The 18,323-nt window shown below is 57.3% G+C and carries 15 protein-coding genes; 6 read left to right on the top strand and 9 right to left on the bottom strand.

Features of this window, described 5'->3' with window-relative positions; translation table 11 throughout:
• Positions 1-133: 133 nt before the first annotated feature.
• The gene (fbp, locus tag DOU50_RS21430) at positions 134-1,132 is read left to right on the top strand and encodes a class 1 fructose-bisphosphatase (protein ID WP_024907283.1); all 999 of its coding nucleotides are present in this window, start codon (positions 134-136) and stop codon (positions 1,130-1,132) included.
• Between the two features lie 150 nt (positions 1,133-1,282).
• Entirely contained in the window at positions 1,283-1,639 is a 357-nt protein-coding gene (locus DOU50_RS21425) for a helix-turn-helix domain-containing protein (RefSeq protein ID WP_148770213.1), read from the top strand.
• On the opposite strand, the gene DOU50_RS21420 is transcribed toward DOU50_RS21425, so the two are convergent.
• From DOU50_RS21420 to ytfQ, 5 genes are all read right to left on the bottom strand, one after another.
• A complete protein-coding gene (locus DOU50_RS21420) occupies positions 1,611-3,182 on the bottom strand; it encodes a methyl-accepting chemotaxis protein (protein ID WP_048989433.1) in 1,572 nt (523 codons plus the stop codon). The genes DOU50_RS21425 and DOU50_RS21420 overlap by 29 nt on opposite strands.
• A 93-nt stretch (positions 3,183-3,275) precedes the next feature.
• Positions 3,276-4,277: a galactofuranose ABC transporter, permease protein YjfF gene (gene yjfF, locus DOU50_RS21415; protein WP_148770211.1), complete on the bottom strand. Its 1,002-nt coding sequence runs from the start codon at positions 4,275-4,277 to the stop codon at positions 3,276-3,278.
• Positions 4,264-5,289 carry a galactofuranose ABC transporter, ATP-binding protein YtfT gene (gene ytfT / locus DOU50_RS21410; protein WP_024907286.1) on the bottom strand — a complete coding sequence of 342 codons (1,026 nt, stop codon included), beginning with the start codon at positions 5,287-5,289 and terminating at the stop codon, positions 4,264-4,266. The genes yjfF and ytfT overlap by 14 nt, the downstream gene beginning before the upstream one ends.
• 10 nt (positions 5,290-5,299) lie before the next feature.
• On the bottom strand, positions 5,300-6,802 hold the full coding sequence (gene ytfR / locus DOU50_RS21405; RefSeq protein WP_024907287.1) for a galactofuranose ABC transporter, ATP-binding protein YtfR: 1,503 nt from the start codon (positions 6,800-6,802) through the stop codon (positions 5,300-5,302).
• 132 nt (positions 6,803-6,934) lie between these two features.
• A complete protein-coding gene (ytfQ, locus tag DOU50_RS21400; protein WP_014882271.1) occupies positions 6,935-7,891 on the bottom strand; it encodes a galactofuranose ABC transporter substrate-binding protein YtfQ in 957 nt (318 codons plus the stop codon).
• A 309-nt stretch (positions 7,892-8,200) separates the two neighbouring features.
• On the opposite strand from ytfQ, the gene ppa reads away from it, so the two are divergent.
• Together ppa and DOU50_RS23730 are read left to right on the top strand one after the other, a co-directional pair.
• Positions 8,201-8,731 (top strand): inorganic diphosphatase, encoded by a 531-nt coding sequence (gene ppa, locus DOU50_RS21395; RefSeq protein ID WP_010427397.1) that lies wholly within the window; start codon positions 8,201-8,203, stop codon positions 8,729-8,731.
• A 98-nt stretch (positions 8,732-8,829) separates the two neighbouring features.
• Positions 8,830-9,153: a hypothetical protein gene (locus DOU50_RS23730; RefSeq protein WP_023334291.1), complete on the top strand. Its 324-nt coding sequence runs from the start codon at positions 8,830-8,832 to the stop codon at positions 9,151-9,153.
• Between the two features lie 44 nt (positions 9,154-9,197).
• Here DOU50_RS23730 and DOU50_RS21385 read toward each other — a convergent pair whose 3' ends face one another.
• The 3 genes from DOU50_RS21385 to tamA are packed head-to-tail and all read right to left on the bottom strand — an operon-like array spanning position 9,198 to position 15,051.
• Entirely contained in the window at positions 9,198-9,542 is a 345-nt protein-coding gene (locus tag DOU50_RS21385; RefSeq protein WP_024907288.1) for a gamma-glutamylcyclotransferase family protein, read from the bottom strand.
• 2 nt (positions 9,543-9,544) lie between these two features.
• Positions 9,545-13,321: an autotransporter assembly complex protein TamB gene (gene tamB / locus DOU50_RS21380; protein WP_148770209.1), complete on the bottom strand. Its 3,777-nt coding sequence runs from the start codon at positions 13,319-13,321 to the stop codon at positions 9,545-9,547.
• Positions 13,318-15,051 (bottom strand): autotransporter assembly complex protein TamA, encoded by a 1,734-nt coding sequence (gene tamA / locus DOU50_RS21375; protein WP_024907290.1) that lies wholly within the window; start codon positions 15,049-15,051, stop codon positions 13,318-13,320. The genes tamB and tamA overlap by 4 nt, the downstream gene beginning before the upstream one ends.
• Positions 15,052-15,275: 224 nt before the next feature.
• Between tamA and msrA the strand changes: the two genes are divergently transcribed.
• Complete coding sequence (msrA, locus tag DOU50_RS21370; protein WP_048989437.1) at positions 15,276-15,917, top strand: peptide-methionine (S)-S-oxide reductase MsrA; 642 nt, start codon at positions 15,276-15,278, stop codon at positions 15,915-15,917.
• On the opposite strand, the gene DOU50_RS21365 is transcribed toward msrA, so the two are convergent.
• On the bottom strand, positions 15,918-16,976 hold the full coding sequence (locus DOU50_RS21365; protein WP_148770207.1) for a LacI family DNA-binding transcriptional regulator: 1,059 nt from the start codon (positions 16,974-16,976) through the stop codon (positions 15,918-15,920).
• A 192-nt stretch (positions 16,977-17,168) separates the two neighbouring features.
• Between DOU50_RS21365 and DOU50_RS21360 the strand changes: the two genes are divergently transcribed.
• Complete coding sequence (locus tag DOU50_RS21360; RefSeq protein ID WP_148770205.1) at positions 17,169-18,320, top strand: Gfo/Idh/MocA family protein; 1,152 nt, start codon at positions 17,169-17,171, stop codon at positions 18,318-18,320.
• Positions 18,321-18,323: the final 3 nt, after the last annotated feature.

Here is an 18,323-nt window from a genome sequence, read left to right as displayed (position 1 = left end):
TTCAGGTAAATCCGTATGTTGCTGGCGCGATTCACCTCTGCGCTAATATTTGAATGTTTGTTAAGATTGTTGGGCTTTAGTCGTTTTAGTGAACATACAATCGCTCTACTCACAAAGATGCAGGGAAAGTGTTATGAAAACGTTAGGTGAATTTATTGTCGAAAAGCAGCACGAGTTCTCTCATGCTACCGGTGAACTCACTGCTTTGCTGTCGGCAATAAAGCTGGGCGCTAAGATCATCCACCGTGATATCAACAAGGCCGGTCTGGTCGATATCCTGGGTGCCAGCGGTGCCGAGAACGTTCAGGGCGAGGTTCAACAGAAGCTCGATCTGTTCGCAAATGAAAAATTGAAAGCTGCACTGCGCGCGCGCGACATCGTTGCGGGTATCGCCTCTGAAGAAGAAGATGAAATTGTTGTTTTCGAAGGGTGTGAACACGCTAAATACGTTGTTCTGATGGATCCGCTCGACGGCTCCTCAAACATCGACGTTAACGTTTCTGTCGGTACCATTTTCTCCATCTACCGCCGCGTCACGCCTGTTGGCACGCCGGTGACCGAAGAAGATTTCCTGCAGCCGGGCATTAATCAGGTTGCTGCCGGTTACGTCGTTTATGGCTCCTCCACCATGCTGGTGTATACGACCGGGTGCGGGGTTCACGCCTTCACGTACGATCCATCACTGGGCGTTTTCTGTCTGAGCCAGGAACGCATGCGCTTCCCGCAGAAGGGCAACACCTACTCCATCAACGAAGGCAACTACATCCGATTCCCGAACGGCGTGAAGAAGTACATTAAATTCTGCCAGGAAGAAGATAAAGCGACCCAGCGCCCGTACACGTCCCGCTATATTGGCTCTCTGGTCGCGGATTTCCACCGTAACCTGCTGAAAGGCGGTATCTACCTCTACCCAAGCACCGCCAGCCACCCGGACGGGAAACTGCGTCTGCTGTACGAATGCAACCCGATGGCGTTCCTTGCCGAACAGGCGGGCGGCAAGGCGAGCGACGGTAAAGAGCGTATTCTGGACATCGTGCCGGAAAGCCTTCACCAGCGCCGTTCATTCTTCGTCGGCAACAACCACATGGTTGAAGACGTTGAACGTTTTATCCGTGAGTACCCGGACGCGTAATCCCTCTCTTCAGGGGAGCCTGTCCGGCTCCCCTTGTCATTTATATATTTTACCGTATAAGTGTTTATAAAAAACATGCTTTAATATTCACCACTGCTCCTGCATTATTTCCATAACAGTTTGACAGATATTTCGTGGAGCAGAATTGCAATGAAAAATTATTCCCGTGCTAATACCGGCATTGATTTAAATCTTATCCCTGTATTTATTGAAATCGTCCGCTGCGGCAGCATGGCAAAGGCCTCTTTGCGTCTGGAGATGTCCCGTCCCGCGGTGAGTCTGGCCTTAAAGCGCTTTAATCAACTCTTTGATGAGCCGTTATTTTTCCGTAAAGGTTTATACCTTGAACCGACCGAAAAAGCGTTAGCCTTAACCAGCTCGCTGGAAATATTAATGGGCGAAATTCACGATAATATCGGGGCGCTTAATTCCGGAAGGAATAAAACCCCGGCACAGAGCGTACCGGGGCTGGGTAATATTATGCCGCGTTCTGAGTCGTCACTTTGAATGATGACATGGCTTCCATCAGCTGACGCGACTGCTCCTCAAGGGAGCGGGTCGCGGCGGAGGATTGCTGCACCAGCGCCGCATTCTGCTGCGCGGTTTCGTCCATCTGGTTCACCGCAATATTCACCTGCTCAATGCCCCGGCTCTGCTCCTGAGACGCGGTCGCAATCTCTCGCATCAGTTTGGTCATGCGCAGCACTTCGGTGGCGATCTCGTCCATCGTTTCGCCAGCCTGCTGGGCCAGCTCGCTCCCCTCGTTAACGTGGGTCTGCGAATCACTGATTAGCGTTCGGATCTCTTTCGCCGCATCGGCGCTGCGGCTGGCAAGGTTTCGCACTTCACCCGCGACGACGGCAAACCCGCGCCCCTGCTCGCCCGCGCGCGCCGCTTCCACGGAGGCGTTAAGCGCCAGGATATTGGTCTGGAAGGCAATGCCGTCGATCACGCTCAGGATGTCGGCGATGCGCGCCGAGCTGCCGGAAATATCGCGCATTTTTTCAATCACATAGCAGACCATCTCGCTGCCGTGATCGGCCGTGTCGGACACCGATTTCGCCAGCTGGTGCGCCTGCTCGGCGTTATCGGCGTTGAGTTTCACCGTGGCGGTGATCTGTTCCATACTGGCCGCCGTCTGCTCCAGCGACGTGGCGGTGGATTCCGTACGCTCGGCAAGATCGCGGTTTCCCAGCGTCAGCTCGCGGCTACCGGTGTCAATTTGCGCGCTGGCATCACGTACCCGCAGAACCGAGTTCATCAGCGACTGGCGCATCTCCTCTATCACCGCGTTGAGGCGGTTAAACTCCTGGCTCGCGGGGGCATTCAGCGTATGGGTTAAATCCCCCGCCGCCACGTTCTCCAGTTGAGCAATGGAGGCCGAGAGCGGCTTGAGCAACATATGGCGCAGCACCAGCCAGGCCAGCACGATAATGCCCGCCGTCAGCAGCGCTGCGACGATAATCAGGATCAGGACGCGGGTTTTACTCGACTGCACGGCGCTCACTTCCGCCTGACCCCGCGCTTCGCTCCATTTCTGAAACGCCTGCATATCGTTATCAAACTGCTTCGCCACCGGAATCAACGTCTTCTCGAGCAGATCGTAATACCCGTCCGCGCTCTGGTCATTCAGCGTTTTCAGCATCGGGTTGATCCCCTGCTGGCTATACGTCGCCAGGCTGGCCGCCACTTTATCGAGCAGCTGCTGTCCCTGCTCGTCAGCCACGCCGCCGTCGATTACCCCTTTCAGCGTTTTCTGGGCCAGGGCAACTTCCTGATTGATGTTTTTTACCGCGTTGGCCGCATCGTCCAGCATGCCTATTTCCATCATGCGGACGGCCTGACCCGCTTCATTGCGCGCGCGCAGGAGCAGCGTATAGCCTGAATTAAGCTGCACCATCTGCTCACCCTGAAGGTGATTAATACGCTGCAGCGAAGAAGAACTCTGTGTGAGGGCATAAATGCCAATGCCGCTGACAATCAGCAGCAGAAGGGTCATAACGGCCAGTAAAGAGAGCAAGCCGGTACGAATCGATAGCGTTTTAAGCATGATATTATTTCCGGTAGCGAGATATTTCTGGGCATAAAAAAAGATTATCGGCCGCTACCGGAAAATGTTTAGACTTTAAGCAAATTCAGCATGTTATCGCTCTGTTACCGATGTGTTTACGCGGGTAACAGGCGAGCTTTGACGGTTCTCCCAGAGCACCGTCAGTCCCCGCTGCAGGGCAATAAAAATAAACAGCAGAATGCCGATGGCGATCTTCGTCCACCAGGAGCTGAGAGTGCCGTCAAAGTTGATATAGGTTTGTATCAGCCCCTGAATCGCCACGCCGAACAGCGTTCCCAGCACCGTCCCCACGCCGCCGCTGAGCAGCGTGCCGCCAATGACCACAGAAGCAATCGCATCCAGCTCAACGCCCACGCCTGCGAGGGCATAGCCCGCCTGGGTGTATACCGAGAAGACGATACCCGCCAGCGTCGCCAGGCCGGTCGAGAGCATATAAATGTGGATGGTGGTGCTGCGGGTCGAGATCCCCATCAGGTTAGCCGACGTGGCGTTACCGCCAATGGCGTAAACCTGATTGCCAAAACGGGTACGGTGAGCGAGGAAGATGCCAATCACTACCACGCCCAGCATCAGCAGCCCCATCGCGCTCAGGCGGCCGCCGCCGGGAATTTTCCACGCCAGGCTGGAGAGCGTGTCGTAGATGGGGTGGTTAATTGGAATCGACTCTTCCGACACCAGATAGCTCACCCCACGGAGGAAGAACATTCCCGCGAGGGTAATGATAAACGCCGGGATTTTCAGCGCGTCGATCAGCAGCCCCATAAAGGCGCCAAACGCACAGCCCATCGCCAGCACCAGCGGAAACGCCACCAGCGGAGAGATGCCCCAGAAGCCGATTGCCTTCGCGAGGAACACGCCCGTAAACGCGATCACCGACCCAACGGAGAGATCGATCCCGCCGGAGAGGATCACAAAGGTCATCCCGACGGCGATGATGCCTAAAAAGGCGTTATCGGTCAGGATATTGCAAATCACGCGCGTCGAGGCAAAACCGGGGAACTGCGTCAGACAGTAGAGGTACCCCAGCACAAACACGCCCAGCGTGATCATTAACGGTAAATTACGTTTTATCATGGCCACGGATCCCCTTAATGATGCTGACAAAGCGCGGCGACTGGACGATCAGCACGCAGAGCACGACCACCGCCTTCACCACCTGGTTAAGCTCCGGCTGGAATCCCGACAGCAGGATCCCGGTGTTCATGCCCTGAATGATCAGGGCGCCGATCACCGAGAGCAGCAGGTTAAAGCGCCCGCCCATTAGCGACCCGCCGCCGATCACCACCGCGAGGATCGCGTCCAGCTCCAGCCAGAGTCCCGCGTTGTTGGCATCGGCCCCGCGAATATCCGCCGCGACGATGACCCCGGCGATGGCGGCGCAGACGCCGCTCAGCACGTAGGTCAGCATTACCATCAGCCGGGTGTTGACGCCGGCGTTGCGCGCGGCGCGGATGTTGATCCCGACGGCCTCAATGAACATGCCCAGCGCCGTTTTGCGGGTGAAGAGCCAGAAGACAACGAGCGTGACCAGGGCAATAATCACCGGCGTCGGGAAGAACAGAAGGTTGCCGCTACCGAGCCACGCCAGGCTCGGGGAGTTGAAGGTGACAATCTGGCCGGAGGTTATCAGCTGCGCGACGCCGCGCCCGGCCACCATTAAAATCAGCGTGGCGACGAAGGGCTGGATTTTCAGTACCGCCACCAGAATACCGTTCCATAATCCTGCCAGCACGCCGGTGCCCAAGGCTGCCAGCAGGATCACCGGCAGGCTATGTCCGGCCACGGTCATGGAGGCGGCCGTAGCCCCGGCGATAGCCATCACCGCGCCGACGGAGAGGTCAATCCCGCCGGTGGCAATCACCAGCGTCATCCCGATGGCCAGCAGCGCCACGGGCGCGGCACGGTTTAAAATGTCTATCGGGCTGCCAAACAGGCGGCCATCCTGCACGATGATCTGGAAGAAATGCGGCGCGACCAGGCTATCCACCAGCAGAACCACCAGCAGCGCCGCGATTTGCGGCGTGCCGGTTGGCCAGCTGAAGCGGCGCTTTGACTCACCGGTTTGCGAAAGCGAACGGGGCATCACGATTCACTCCTTATGCCGCGATGGCATTCATGATCGCCGGAACGGACAGCTTATCCAGCGGGATCTCTGCCACCTGCTTGCGATCGCGCATGATGATGACGCGATCGGCATAGCCCACCAGCTCTTCCAGCTCGGAGGAAATGACCAGCAGCGCCAGACCGTCCGCGCACAGGGTTTCGATAAGCCGGATAATTTCAGCGTGCGCCCCCACGTCAATGCCGCGGGTCGGTTCGTCCAAGATCAGGAACTGGGGTTTGGTCAGCAGCCAGCGGGAGAGCAGCACTTTCTGCTGGTTACCGCCGGAGAGAAATTCAATGGGCTGTTCCGCGCTCGGGGTGCGGATGCCGAGCTGGCGGATAAAGCGCTCGGCAATGGCGTTTTGCTCGCGCTTAGGGATCGGCCGTAGCCAGCCGCGCTGCGCCTGTAGCGCCAGAATGATATTTTCCCGCACCGAGGCCGCGGCAATAATGCCGTCCGTTTTCCGGTCCTCCGGGCAGAAGCCGACGCCCAGACACGACGCCTGATGCGGCGATCGCAGGGTCTGCGGTTTGCCCTTGATCAGCGCGCTGCCGCTGTCGGCAGGCTTGATCCCGAAGATCACCTCGGCGGTCTCGGTCCGGCCGGAGCCCAGCAGGCCCGCCAGGCCGACAATTTCGCCTGGCCGCACCTCAAGGTTAAACGGCGAGATCACCCCTTTTTTGCCGTAATCGCTGAACGCGGCGACCGGTTTCTCACTCAGCAGCGTGCGCCCCGCGCGCTGAAGGGCGTTGGTCTCCAGCTCGCGGCCCAGCATCATTTTTACCAGCTCGATCTGCGGCAGCTCGCGGGTTTCGCGGCAGCCGACAAAGCTGCCGTTGCGCAGCACCGTAATGCGATCGCTCACCTCATACACCTGATCGAGGAAGTGGGTGACGAAGATCAGGCTGACGCCCTGATCGCGCAGCTGGCGCATCAGGGTAAAGAGCATCTCCACCTCCTGGGTATCGAGGCTGGCGGTGGGTTCGTCAAGGATCAGCACCTTTGCGGAAAGATCGATCGCACGGCAAATGGCGACGATCTGCTGCATCGCCACGGAAAAGCGGTTCAGCGGCTCGCGGACGTCGAGGGAGAAGCCGTACGATTCCATCAGCGTTGTCGCCCGCGCTTCCATCTCTTTGCGGCGCAGCAGGCCAAAACGGCGTGGTTCGCGGCCAATAAACAGGTTATCCGCCACCGACATATTCGGCAGCAGGTTCACTTCCTGGTACACCGTCCCGATCCCCAGCTGCTGGGCATGGGCGGTGTTTTTGGGCGAAATGGCGTTACCTTCCAGCCAGATGGTGCCGCGGTCGGCGTGATAAACACCGGTCAGGGATTTAATCAGCGTCGATTTTCCCGCGCCGTTCTCGCCCAGCAGCGCCATGATCTCCCCGCGCCGCAGGCTGAAATCAACGCTATCCAGCGCCTTTACGCCGGGGAAGAATTTACTCAAGCCCTCTGTGCGGAGGATTTCCTGGTGTTGTTCAGTGGTCATGGTTTCCCCCTCACCCTGACCCTCTCCCCGGAGGGGAGAGGGGATTGATCGTGCCAATTGTTAATATCCAGCTCCGCCCTGCCTTTCTCCCTCTCCCCTCCGGGGAGAGGGCTGGGGTGAGGGGCGCGGGTCTTAATAGCCCATATTTTTCTTCTTCTCTAACTCTTCTTTCGCCGTATCAGGCAGGTAGAGGGTGGACTTGGTGACCGTCACTTTCTCCGGCATCGTGCCGTCTTTCTTGAATTTCTCCAGCGCGTCGAATGCCGGACCCGCCATGTTTGGCGTCAGCTCCACGCTGGCGTTGGCTTCGCCGTCGATCATCGCTTTGTAGATGTCCGGCACGCCGTCGATAGAGCCGGTGAGGATATCTTTGCCCGGCTTCAGGCCCGCTTCTTTAATCGCCTGAATCGCACCGATCACCATGTCATCGTTGTGGGCGTAAACCATGCAGATGTTCTTGCCGTTGTTTTCAGCCTTAATGAAGCTCTCCATAACCTCTTTACCTTTGCTGCGGGTAAAGTCGCCGGACTGAGAGCGGATAATCTTAATGTTTGGCGCTTTCGCGATGGCTTCAGCAAAGCCTTTTTTACGGTCGATGGCCACGCTCGCCCCGACGGTACCCTGCAGCTCAACGACGTTACACGGCTTGCCGTCGACCTGCTTCACCAGCCAGTCGCCAATCAATTGCCCTTCAAGCACGTTGTTGGCGGTGACGGTGGTCATATAGAGGGATTTGTCTTTGACGTCGATGGAACGGTCGAGCAGGAAGACCGGGATCTCAGCGTCTTTCGCTTCCTTCAGGACGGGTTCCCAGCCGGTCGCCACGACGGGTGCAATAAAGATGGCATCCACGCCCTGGGCGATAAAGGAGCGCACGGCTTTGATCTGATTCTCTTGTTTTTGCTGACCATCGGCGATTTTCAGGGTAATGCCGCGTTTCTGAGCCTCGCTTTTCGCCACGTTGGTTTCTGCCGCTCGCCAGCCAGATTCAGAGCCGACTTGCGAAAAACCTACGGTTAAGGGAGCGGCCATCGCCATAGACGACATGGCTGCCGAAACTGCTGTGACCAGGAGTAAGCGCTTCCACATATGAACGTCCTCGTAGGGTGAGTTATTGTTGGTTAAAAGATGTTCTGCGGAATGACTATAGCCCATGAAATATGTAACGAATTGCGTTACATCACACTTCAGAAAAGTGAATAAAACGTTAATCACAAGTTTGTAATCGCTTTCATTTCGCCATGAAAAATGCGGCTGAGTTTATGGATTTTCCTGTCATGGAATCGGTCTGAAAAGTGGAGAAAGCGGGGAGATAAAGCGAAAACAGGCGGAGACATTCAGCGCGAGTTGGCTATAATACCTGCCACTTGTTTACCATCCATTTTAAAGGACACCGACATGAGCTTACTCAACGTCCCAGCGGGTAAAGAACTGCCAGAAGACATCTACGTAGTTATCGAAATCCCGGCTAACGCAGATCCGATCAAATACGAAGTGGACAAAGAGAGCGGCGCCCTGTTCGTAGACCGTTTCATGTCTACCGCGATGTTCTATCCGTGCAACTACGGTTACATCAACCACACCCTGTCTCTGGACGGTGACCCGGTTGACGTGCTGGTCCCAACGCCATACCCACTGGAGCCAGGCTCCGTCATTCGCTGCCGTCCAGTTGGCGTGCTGAAAATGACCGACGAATCCGGTGAAGATGCGAAGCTGGTTGCAGTACCGCACACCAAGCTGAGCAAAGAATACGATCACATCAAAGATGTGAACGACCTGCCAGAGCTGCTGAAAGCGCAGATCACTCACTTCTTCGAGCACTACAAAGACCTCGAAAAAGGCAAGTGGGTTAAAGTTGACGGCTGGGACAACGCAGAAGCGGCGAAAGCGGAAATCATCGCCTCTTTCGAACGCGCTGCTAAGAAGTAATTCTTACTGCTGATTGATGAAAGCCCCGCATGTCGGGGCTTTTTGTTGCCTTTGAAAAAGACATACACTCCTGACCATCAAGATCGTGAGCGTTATACATGCTAAGTTTCTTTCTTCAAAGCATCAAGATGGGCTACATAAAGGCGTTTGACTGTTACGGCAAAGACAGCAAATGGCAGTATCTCTGCATCATGACATTCCAGCTTGCCTGGTTTTTGTTTTACTTATGGATCCCTTATCGAAGCGATTATGCGATTCTGCTGTTTTTACTGTTTTTCCTGCCCGTCATTTCAAGCAATACGCGGTGCATAAACTACTATGGCCGTTCACGCGCCCTGTGTTTGTTATGGCTTATAGCCCCCTACATCATGCTGTTCGTTCCTCTGTTTTTAACCCGGCGCCGGGATACAGAAGAGAGTTGAAGGAACAAAAAAACAACGCCACCTCACGGTGGCGTTGTCGTTTTTCAGTACTGGTCTCTGTCTAACCAGTTACCGCTTACAATCCGCGTTAACCCTTCGACCGGACGCTGGTAGACATACATCCACGCACTTCCGTACGGCGTCTGGATCAACTGGCGCGCGTATTCACCGCCCCTGGTGCGCAAGGCATCAAGTTCGGCAAGCGTCGCGTTATCAATACGATAGACTTCACCCTGTACTGTTCCTTCGCCCGGAACCGCGCCTGGATAGTGGCCCAGGCTGTACAACTGGTAGTTCTCGATATTGTAATTCCCCAGCAGCAGGGCATTGGTCATCCAGTGACTGTTGCCTTGCCTGGTTCTTAAACTGCCGTAGACAAATATTCGCATTGCTAAAACTCAAACTGATAGAGCAGATCAAGTGCCTGGTCTACGCCGGACACTGCTTCCAGATATAGCTTAGGCATCAGGCGATAGCGTAGCGTGAGTGTTGCCAGTGAGTCAAAGATCCCCACACCATATTTTACCTGCAGACCCGGCAGTACATAGCCGCTGACCACCACCTGCGAGGAGTCACCCACGCCCTGGGTGTCCAGCGCCAGATTGCTTACGCCGAACGTCTCGCCGATTTTACCCACAACCTGCCCACTTTGTGCAACCCCCAGACCCACTAACATCGAGGTCATCGCCGCGCTGTCGCTTTGTCCGCTGTCCAGACCTTGTCCACGCAGCAGATAAGAGAGGGCTTCCTGCTGGGACATCGCCGGGTCAGAGAAGATCTCCGCCTTCGGTTCGTCGGCGGAACCGGTGACGCGAACGCCAGCAATAACGTCGTTTTCCGTCGCTTCCGGGTTACGAATCGCTTCGATGTTCAACAGGGGCTGATCCGGTGGGCCGGAGAACAGCAGCTCGCCTTTGCGAACAATCAGATCCTGACCATAGGCATGGAAACGCCCTTCAGGAATGTTGATCTGCCCGTTCAGGCCAAGCCCTTGTTTATCCTGCGCCACTTTCAGGTCACCCGTGAGCCTCGCCTTCAGCCCAAACGCATTCAACCGCACGTTATTCCCTACGTGCACGGTAAGGTTACTATTAATCGGTATGCCAGCGCTCTTCTGTTCGACAGGTTTCAGATTTTCATTGAGCATAACTTCATCACTTGAGACGCCGACCGCACTTTCCGGTACGTCGTGGACCACGATGCGCGCCCACGGCACGTCGACGCGACCGTCAAGCGTGAAGAGGCTTGGCGTGGCGTCAAAGACCACATCAGGCGAGACGTCCAGACGCACCATCGGTGGTACGGTGATGCGCACCTTACTGCCCTTCGCGGCAATACGGGCGCGCCAGTTGTCGAGCTGGCTCCAGTCCGCGTCGCCGCTCAGGTTGATTTGCCCTTGCTGCGTTAATACCGAGCCGCTCAGCGTCGAGCTCATGCCGTTGAAGTTCATCGCGATCTGGCTGGGCTGCATGTCAAACGGCATGAAGTTGCCGTCAATATCCACGCCGCTGAGCCGCATCTGACCGAACAGCTGCGGGCTTTGCGCGTTGCCGGCCAGGCGCAGGTTAGCGTTCAGCATGCCTTCGGCTTTTTCCCCACGCGCGAAAATCGGGTTCACCATCGCCAGGTTGAAGTTTCGGATGTTAACGTTGCCGCCCAGATTACGCCGTCCCTGCGGGTCGGTAATCTGGACCTGACCATCCAACTGACCGTTATTGGTCAGGCGGATTGTCCACCCCAGCTGTGCGCGATTGTTATGCAGATCGGCACTCAGGTTCAGGGTGTCGAACGCCACCGGCAGCGGCGCGTCGTTGACCTCCTGCGTTACCTTCACGTTACGCCCGGAGAGCGTCACGCTGCCCTGCGGCAGCCCCTCTTTGGTGGTGTCCCAGGCGACATCGGCTTTCCCGCTGAAGACGCCGCTCGCCTGCGTGGTATCCGGCATAAACGGTTTTAGCATCGCCAGATCGAAGCGGTTGAGGTTAATCTGCGCGCGCCCTTCCGCGCCCGCATCGATGGTCTGCGGCACGCACAGCTCCGCATTCGGGTTGGTCCAGCAGTGCGGCCCAATGCTGATCTTCTGCTCGGCGTTGCGGTAGTCCAGCGCGATGGCGCGCGACAGCGCCAGCGGCCCAACAGGGGTGTTGAAACGGGTATTATCCAGCGTCCCTTTCCAGCGCTCCTCTTTGCGGTCGAAGCTGCCGGTCAGGTGCAGCTGGCCGGAGACCGGCTCGCCCTGCACCCGCAGCTGCAGGTCGTGCTGCTTCTCGTTGCCTTTAGCGTCCAGGGTGACCAGGCTGATGTTCACGTCCGGCTGAGAAATACGTTCCACGCGCAGGTTCAGGTTACCGCCGATCTGGTCGGTGGATTTCACATCCCCCTCCACGCGAACCCGGGCAACGCTCAACTCCTGCCAGCGCAGGCTATTGGCGGTGATATCCGCCAGCAGCTGCGGCGCGTCTACCGTGCCGCGCACCTTCACGAGCCCCTTCGCCGTACCGCCAAGCCCCGGCAGGGCGTTATCCAGATTCGGTGCGTCGATGGTGGCATCCAGATTGAGATCTTTCACCCCCAGCTCGCCTTTGATATCCGCCGTGTTGCGACCCAGGGCCACGTGCAGGCCCGGGATAACCCACTGCAGATAGCTGTTGCCTTTCACCGAGCCTTCAACGTTTACCTTGTTCTGCTTCACGTTCCCGGTGAGCTTGATCTCCGGCACGTCCATCTGCCACGTACCGCCGTACAGGCTGCCGCGCGTTTTGATCAGGCCATCCAGCTTCGACGGCCAGTCCGGCACCTCTTTGGCTGTGTTGATGCCCGTCAGCTTCAGCTCGCCGCGCCAGCTGATCGCCTGCTGCCAGTCGAGCAGCGCGGTCAGCTCGGTTTTGCCCTCCAGCGCCGCGACGGTCAGCTTGTCGAGGTTGACCTGCTGTTCGTTGCCCTTTGCATCCAGGGTGATGTTCGCGGGCGGCACGCCCTGCCCCTTCACCGCGGTGCGGAAAGAGAGCGTGTAGTCGGTCATCTTGCCGCTCAGCTTTAGCTTCAGGTCATCGGCCTGGAACTGCTTTTCACCGGTGAACGGCCAGGAAAGCTGCTTGCTGACAACCTCAAGATTGAGCGGCAGCCCGGCTTCCGCCAGCTGGGTTTGCGCACGCAGGGCCATATCCACCGGGCCGGAGAGATTCACGCCAACATCGAGCTTATCGCGCAGCGCCCCGCCCACCTTGACCTTCACCTTTTCGCCTTTCAGCGGGTCGATGTTAAGGGTGCTATTCAGCGTGATATCCACCGGCCAGCTGTCGCGCAGCAGGGCATTACCTGACGCATTCACCGAGCCCTGGTTGGTGTCGATATCCAGCGCGTCGAGCTTCATGTTGCCGTCAATGCTGCTGACCTTCAGCAGCATGGTGTAGACCGTCAGGTCGGTATCGCCGGTCAGGCGCAGCTGTTCGCCTTTGAATTCCTCGATGTTAAGGTTCAGCGGCAGATGAACGTCGGTCATTTCCGGCAGCACTGGCTTCGAGAAGAGGTCTTTCAGCGTTTCGCCCAGCGGCTTCTCTTCCGGCTGTGGGTTCTGGATCTTCGGCTCGACGATCTCTTCCTGCGCCACGTCGGCCACTTTCGGCAGCGCGATCAGCAAGCCCTGCAGGGACGTTGGCGTCAGGGTGAGGTTTTTCTCCTGCCAGCGCAGGCCAGAGGTGAAATCCATCACGGACACGGTGGTGTCGTCGATTTTGATATTGACGTTATCGAGCGCCACCCGATAAAGCGCGATCGGGTACGGCGTGGAGAGATTCAGCGGGCCGCTGTCTTCTTCTTCAACCGGCGCAGACTTCGGCATTTTCTTTGAATCTATCGCCACGTTGACATCTTTTAGCGACAGATCGTTGACGCAGAGCTTGCTGTCACGCAGACAGCCCAGCTTTACCGCGAGGTGAAATTCCCCGGCGTTCACCGCCACGCCCGGCTGCTCATAGCGGATGTTCTTCAGGCGCAGGTCGCGCCAGCCGCCCGTCACCTGACCAATCTCCAGCCCCGGCACCCAGCGGTTCGCGGCGTTAAACAGCAGATGCAGCCCGGTCGTCGTTCCTACCAGAAACGCCACCGTCCCGAGCAGCAGCACGATAAAGATCAGCACTCCGAGGCTTATTTTCTTCCATAAACTCATAATTCAGGCCCCAGACCGATGTAAAACTGTAATCCGTGTTCATCTTTGTCGCCGACAGGCACGGCAAAATCGAGCTTGATGGGCCCGACGGGTGACTGCCAGCGCACGCCGACGCCCGCGCCGGTTTTAAAGTCACTGCGGCGGATATCGTTTACCGCTTCACCGCCGTCAACAAACATCGCGCCCCACCACTTTCCGCTGACGTTGTACTGGTACTCCAGCGAGCCCGTCGCCAGTTTTGACGCACCGGTCAGCTGGCCCTTTTCGTTCTCAGGTGAGATCGATTTGTACTTATACCCGCGAATGCTGCGGTCGCCCCCGGCGAAGAAGCGCAGGTCCGGCGGAACGCGCTCGAAATCGCCCGTTTCAATCCAGCCGAGATTGCCGCGCATCACAAAACGATGTTTGTCGTAAAGCGTACGGATCCAGACGTTTTGCGCCTGCATGACGGAGAAGTCCACGTCGGAGCCCCAGGCGGAGTTGGAATAATCGATGGAGTAGCGCTGCGAGTCGCCCCAGGTCGGCATCAGGCCCCCACGCGAGCGGGTACGGCTGATCATCACGCCCGGATAAAGCAGCATGGTGGTATTGGTGACGTTGGCCTGGGTAAAGTGGTCCAGGCTCCAGCGCAGGTTAATGGCGCGCTGCCAGCCGCTGGAGAGATCCCAGAAGCGGGAGACGGCAAGCGTCGTAGAGTCCTGCTTTGTGTCGTTTAAATCGGTGCGCTTAAAACCGCCCTGCAGAAGGTAATATTGCTCAAGCGGATTTTTCAGCAGCGGCATTTTGTAGCTGAAGTCCAGCTGCTGCTCGGGCGCAGAGAGGCTCAGGCTGGTAGTCAGGCTGTGACCGTACGAGTTCATCCACGGTTTTTTCCACGAGGTTTTCACGCGTGGTCCCACATCCGTCGAGTAGCCAACACCGGTCTCAATGGTGTTCTCGGTGCGCGGCGAAACAACGCCATGCAGCGGCAACACCTTGGTTTTGCGAGACTTATCAAATTCCGGCGCGACAACCACGGAGTTAAACCAGCCGGTAGCGGAGAGGCGTCGGTTCAGCTCTCCGAGATCGCTCGACTGGTAGTAATCCCCTTTTTTGAACGGCACGAGGTTTTGCAGGTACTCTTCACGAATTTGCGAACCTTCGAACGTCACGTCGCCAAAGCGGTAGCGTTCCCCGCTGTCGTAGTCGATATCCCAGAAGGCCTGACGTCGCGCCAGCGCAATGCCCAGCTGGCTTTTGTTGAACTGGCTGTCAAAGTAGCCCTTACGCAGGGAAACGCTCGTCAGCTCTTTTTTGAAATGGTCGTAGTCACCGTGGTTGAGCACAGTGCCGACTTTTGGCCGCGTGCTGAGCAGGTCCAGGTAGTCCCGATCGGTACGGGCCCCGCCGCGCAGGATGACGTTCGTGCCGCCAATCAGTACCGGCTCACCCGGCGAAACGCGGGCAATGAGGACCTGGCGCCCCTTCTTTGGCGGCGGGCGAAGATCAAAATCAATGGTGGGTTCGTAATACCCCAGCGCTTTCAGCCCCTCGCGGATCGCATCATCGACGCGCGCGCGAAAACGCCGGTCCGGCGTCACCTCATCACTCTGGATGGTCGATAGCTGCGCACGCACGTTTTTTTCCAGCGCCCCGGATAACCCCTCAACCTGCAAACGGACATTCGCCGCGCTGGCAATCCCGCTTGTCAGCAACACACTGACTAAACATAACTGGCGGATTTTTGTCACGTTTTCTCCTGAATATCCCTGTTTCCACCCTGGAAGCAAATGAAGTGCCGCTCCGCGGCAAAATACGGCCTGTTGGCCAAAAACCCGAATCGCGGGTTGAAAATGGGTGTAACACCCAAATATTTCTTATGATTAAATCTAGACTCATTCAGCGCATTTATTGTGTTCAATTAAACGCTTCGTGACAACCTTAACTGAAACATCGCACCCCGGGAGGCCCCATCGTGAGTTTATTCGACAAAAAGCATCTGGTTTCACAAACCGATGCATTACCGGGACGCAACACCCCTATGCCTGTGGCGACCTTACACGCCGTCAATGGCCATTCCATGACCAACGTGCCGGAGGGAATGGAAATCGCCCTGTTCGCCATGGGCTGCTTCTGGGGCGTTGAGCGCCTCTTCTGGCAGTTGCCCGGCGTTTACAGCACGGCGGCTGGCTACACGGGCGGTTACACGCCAAATCCTACCTATCGCGAAGTCTGTTCCGGCGAAACCGGGCATGCGGAAGCGGTACGCGTGGTGTACGACCCTGCGGTAATCAGCTACGAACAGCTCCTGCAGGTCTTCTGGGAAAACCATGACCCGGCGCAGGGCATGCGTCAGGGCAACGACCACGGCACCCAGTACCGTTCGGCTATCTATCCGCTCACGCCTGAGCAGGATGCCGCCGCGCGCGCCAGCCTGGAGCGTTTCCAGCAGGCCATGCGTGAAGCGGGCGATACGCGCGAGGTGACCACGGAAATCGCGACGGCGAAACCGTTCTACTACGCCGAGGACGATCACCAGCAGTACCTGCATAAAAACCCGTACGGCTACTGCGGCATCGGGGGCATCGGCGTCTGCCTGCCGCCACAGCTGGCCTGATTACTCATCCAGCGCCACGCGAGCCGCGTGGCGCGTGGCGTTACTGACCGACCCGTAGTCCATCACTTTGCCCTGTAACAGCAGGTTAAAGACCGCTGCCTGCGGTCGGTTGAGCCGCGTTTGCAGCAGGTGAACGGCCTCAATTCCCAGCTCGCGGCAGGGCACCGTGACGCCGGTGACCGGTTTTTCCAGACGGTGCGCTAAATTCCATGCAAAATCAGTCGTGATGAGCGAAATGTCTTCCGGAATCCGCAGCCCGTGGCGCGTTAACACCCTCACCACCCCTTCCACCATGCGGGTACTGTTCGGGAAAATCACCTCCGGCCACTGCGAGCGGTCATGATTCACTAACCACGCATCCAGCGCCTGCTCGGCCTCTTCTGCGGTAAACCACTCCGTCACGAGCAAATCGCGCTGAGGATCGAAGGCGACGTGAAAATGACGGTACGCCTCTTTGATGCCGTCCAGACGCGCGTACAGCGTATCCCGTCGCAGGCAGGTGAGCGTGAGCACGCGGCGATGCCCCTGCTCGAAAAGGTACTGCATGGTGGTGAAGCCGATCGCCCGGTGATCGGGTGACACGGAATCCAGCACCCGATCCCGGTCAACGGAATTAATCAACACGCAGGGCTTATTCAGGGTGCTTGCCAGTTTAAATATGGTGGAATCATCAGTGCCAATAATAATTATCGCGTTAATATTCTTATGACTGGCTTTTTCCATAAAGACTTTCACATCGGCGTGCTGCTCTTCTAAACCACAGCACGTGACCCACACATTATGCCGCGCGCAGGCTTCCGCAATTCCTTTCGTCACTTCCAGATAAAAAATATCCCCGCGTCCCTGAAAGGTTCTTTCCGGTGCAAAAACAGCGATACCGTTAATGAGCAGTCTTCCGCTCGCCATAGACTCCAGCACACCGAGCTCCCGCGCGGTGCGAACGATCGCCTCCCTGGCTTTATCGCTGGTGTAAGACTTGCCGCTTAATACCCGCGAAACCGTGCTGACGGAATAGCCCGTCAGGGCCGCAATTTCCTCCATTTTTAACTTGCCCGGCATAGTGTGACCTCGCTCTCATTCAGTTTTTGCAAATATTTGCAGAAACAGTCCTTTGATTTTAAAACCAAATTTCAAAACGCCTGGAGATTACTTAATCACCTTGCGAGTATTCTCACAAAAACACATTGTCGCTACCGCTCCCCTTTCCTATTTTCCGGTCATCACTCATTTCAACTGAAATTAAGGTGTGACATGGAGAAGGTACGTTTTGGCATTATTGGAATAGGTAATATCGGTACGGTCCACGCGCGTTATTTACTGGCGGGTACGGTCAGCGAGGCCTGCCTTGCCGCAGTTTGTGATAATGCGCCGGAAAAGCATCCGGCCATTCGCCAGCTGGTCGGCACCCTCCCCTTATTCAGCGACGCGCAGGAGATGCTCCAGAGCGGGCTTATCGACGCGGTGATTGTCGCCACGCCGCACTACGAGCATCCGCGCCTGTCGATGCTGGCGATGCGCAACGGCATCCACACCCTGTGTGAAAAGCCGGCGGGCGTGTATACCGCCCAGGTGCAGGAGATGAACGCCTGCGCCCAGGCGTGCGATGTGGTGTTCGGCATCATGTACAACCAGCGCCCGAACCCGCTCTACCAGAAGGTGAAAGATCTGATCGACAGCGGCGAGCTGGGTGAGATCCGCCGCTCCAACTGGATCATCACCAACTGGTATCGCTCGCAGAGCTATTACAACTCCGGCGGCTGGCGCGCCACCTGGAAAGGGGAAGGCGGCGGCGTGCTGCTCAACCAGGACCCGCACCAGCTCGATCTCTGGCAGTGGCTGGTCGGCATGCCGGTCCGTCTGCGCGCGTTCTGCCAGTTCGGTAAGCATCGTCAAATCGAAGTGGAAGACGAGGTCACCGCCTACGCCGAGTATGCCAACGGCGCGACGGGCGTGTTTATCACTACCGTGGCGGAAACGCCGGGCACCAACCGGCTGGAAATCGTCGGCGATCGCGGCAAGGTGGTCGTCGAAGAGGGCAAGCTGCGCTACTGGCGGCTGCGGGAATCTGAAACCGCCTTCAACGCCCGCTGGCAAAACGGTTTTGGAGAGCCTGAATGCTGGGAGGTCACGCTTCCCGTCGCCCCGGAATGCAGCGAACATCACGTTATTACCGCCAACTTCTGTGCCGCCATTCTGCGCGGCGAGCCGCTCATTGCGCCGGGTCTGGAAGGGATCCGCGGGTTGACGCTCTCCAATGCCATGCACCTCTCCACCTGGACGGACGACTGGGTCGAGTTCCCGCTCAACGAAAAACAGTATCTGCGCCTGCTTCAACAACGCATCAGCACCTCAGTGGCTAAAGAGACAGCCAGCGTCACGCTGGACGCCTCAGGCACCTGGTAACTC

This window comes from Enterobacter sp. C6 (assembly GCF_008122455.1).
Taxonomy (GTDB): domain Bacteria; phylum Pseudomonadota; class Gammaproteobacteria; order Enterobacterales; family Enterobacteriaceae; genus Enterobacter; species Enterobacter pseudoroggenkampii.
Note: the sequence above shows the minus strand (reverse complement) of the source record. Positions and strands in the feature narration are given on the sequence as shown.

What these genes read in the sequence shown, in the direction of transcription:
- yjfF (WP_148770211.1), bottom strand. Translation starts at nt 4,277, where the DNA reads ATGATAAAACGTAATTTACCGTTAATGATCACGCTGGGCGTGTTTGTG.
- DOU50_RS21425 (WP_148770213.1), top strand. Translation starts at nt 1,283, where the DNA reads ATGAAAAATTATTCCCGTGCTAATACCGGCATTGATTTAAATCTTATC.
- ytfQ (WP_014882271.1), bottom strand. Translation starts at nt 7,891, where the DNA reads ATGTGGAAGCGCTTACTCCTGGTCACAGCAGTTTCGGCAGCCATGTCG.
- DOU50_RS21385 (WP_024907288.1), bottom strand. Translation starts at nt 9,542, where the DNA reads ATGCGAATATTTGTCTACGGCAGTTTAAGAACCAGGCAAGGCAACAGT.
- DOU50_RS21360 (WP_148770205.1), top strand. Translation starts at nt 17,169, where the DNA reads ATGGAGAAGGTACGTTTTGGCATTATTGGAATAGGTAATATCGGTACG.
- fbp (WP_024907283.1), top strand. Translation starts at nt 134, where the DNA reads ATGAAAACGTTAGGTGAATTTATTGTCGAAAAGCAGCACGAGTTCTCT.
- DOU50_RS23730 (WP_023334291.1), top strand. Translation starts at nt 8,830, where the DNA reads ATGCTAAGTTTCTTTCTTCAAAGCATCAAGATGGGCTACATAAAGGCG.
- ppa (WP_010427397.1), top strand. Translation starts at nt 8,201, where the DNA reads ATGAGCTTACTCAACGTCCCAGCGGGTAAAGAACTGCCAGAAGACATC.
- tamB (WP_148770209.1), bottom strand. Translation starts at nt 13,321, where the DNA reads ATGAGTTTATGGAAGAAAATAAGCCTCGGAGTGCTGATCTTTATCGTG.
- DOU50_RS21420 (WP_048989433.1), bottom strand. Translation starts at nt 3,182, where the DNA reads ATGCTTAAAACGCTATCGATTCGTACCGGCTTGCTCTCTTTACTGGCC.
- DOU50_RS21365 (WP_148770207.1), bottom strand. Translation starts at nt 16,976, where the DNA reads ATGCCGGGCAAGTTAAAAATGGAGGAAATTGCGGCCCTGACGGGCTAT.
- ytfR (WP_024907287.1), bottom strand. Translation starts at nt 6,802, where the DNA reads ATGACCACTGAACAACACCAGGAAATCCTCCGCACAGAGGGCTTGAGT.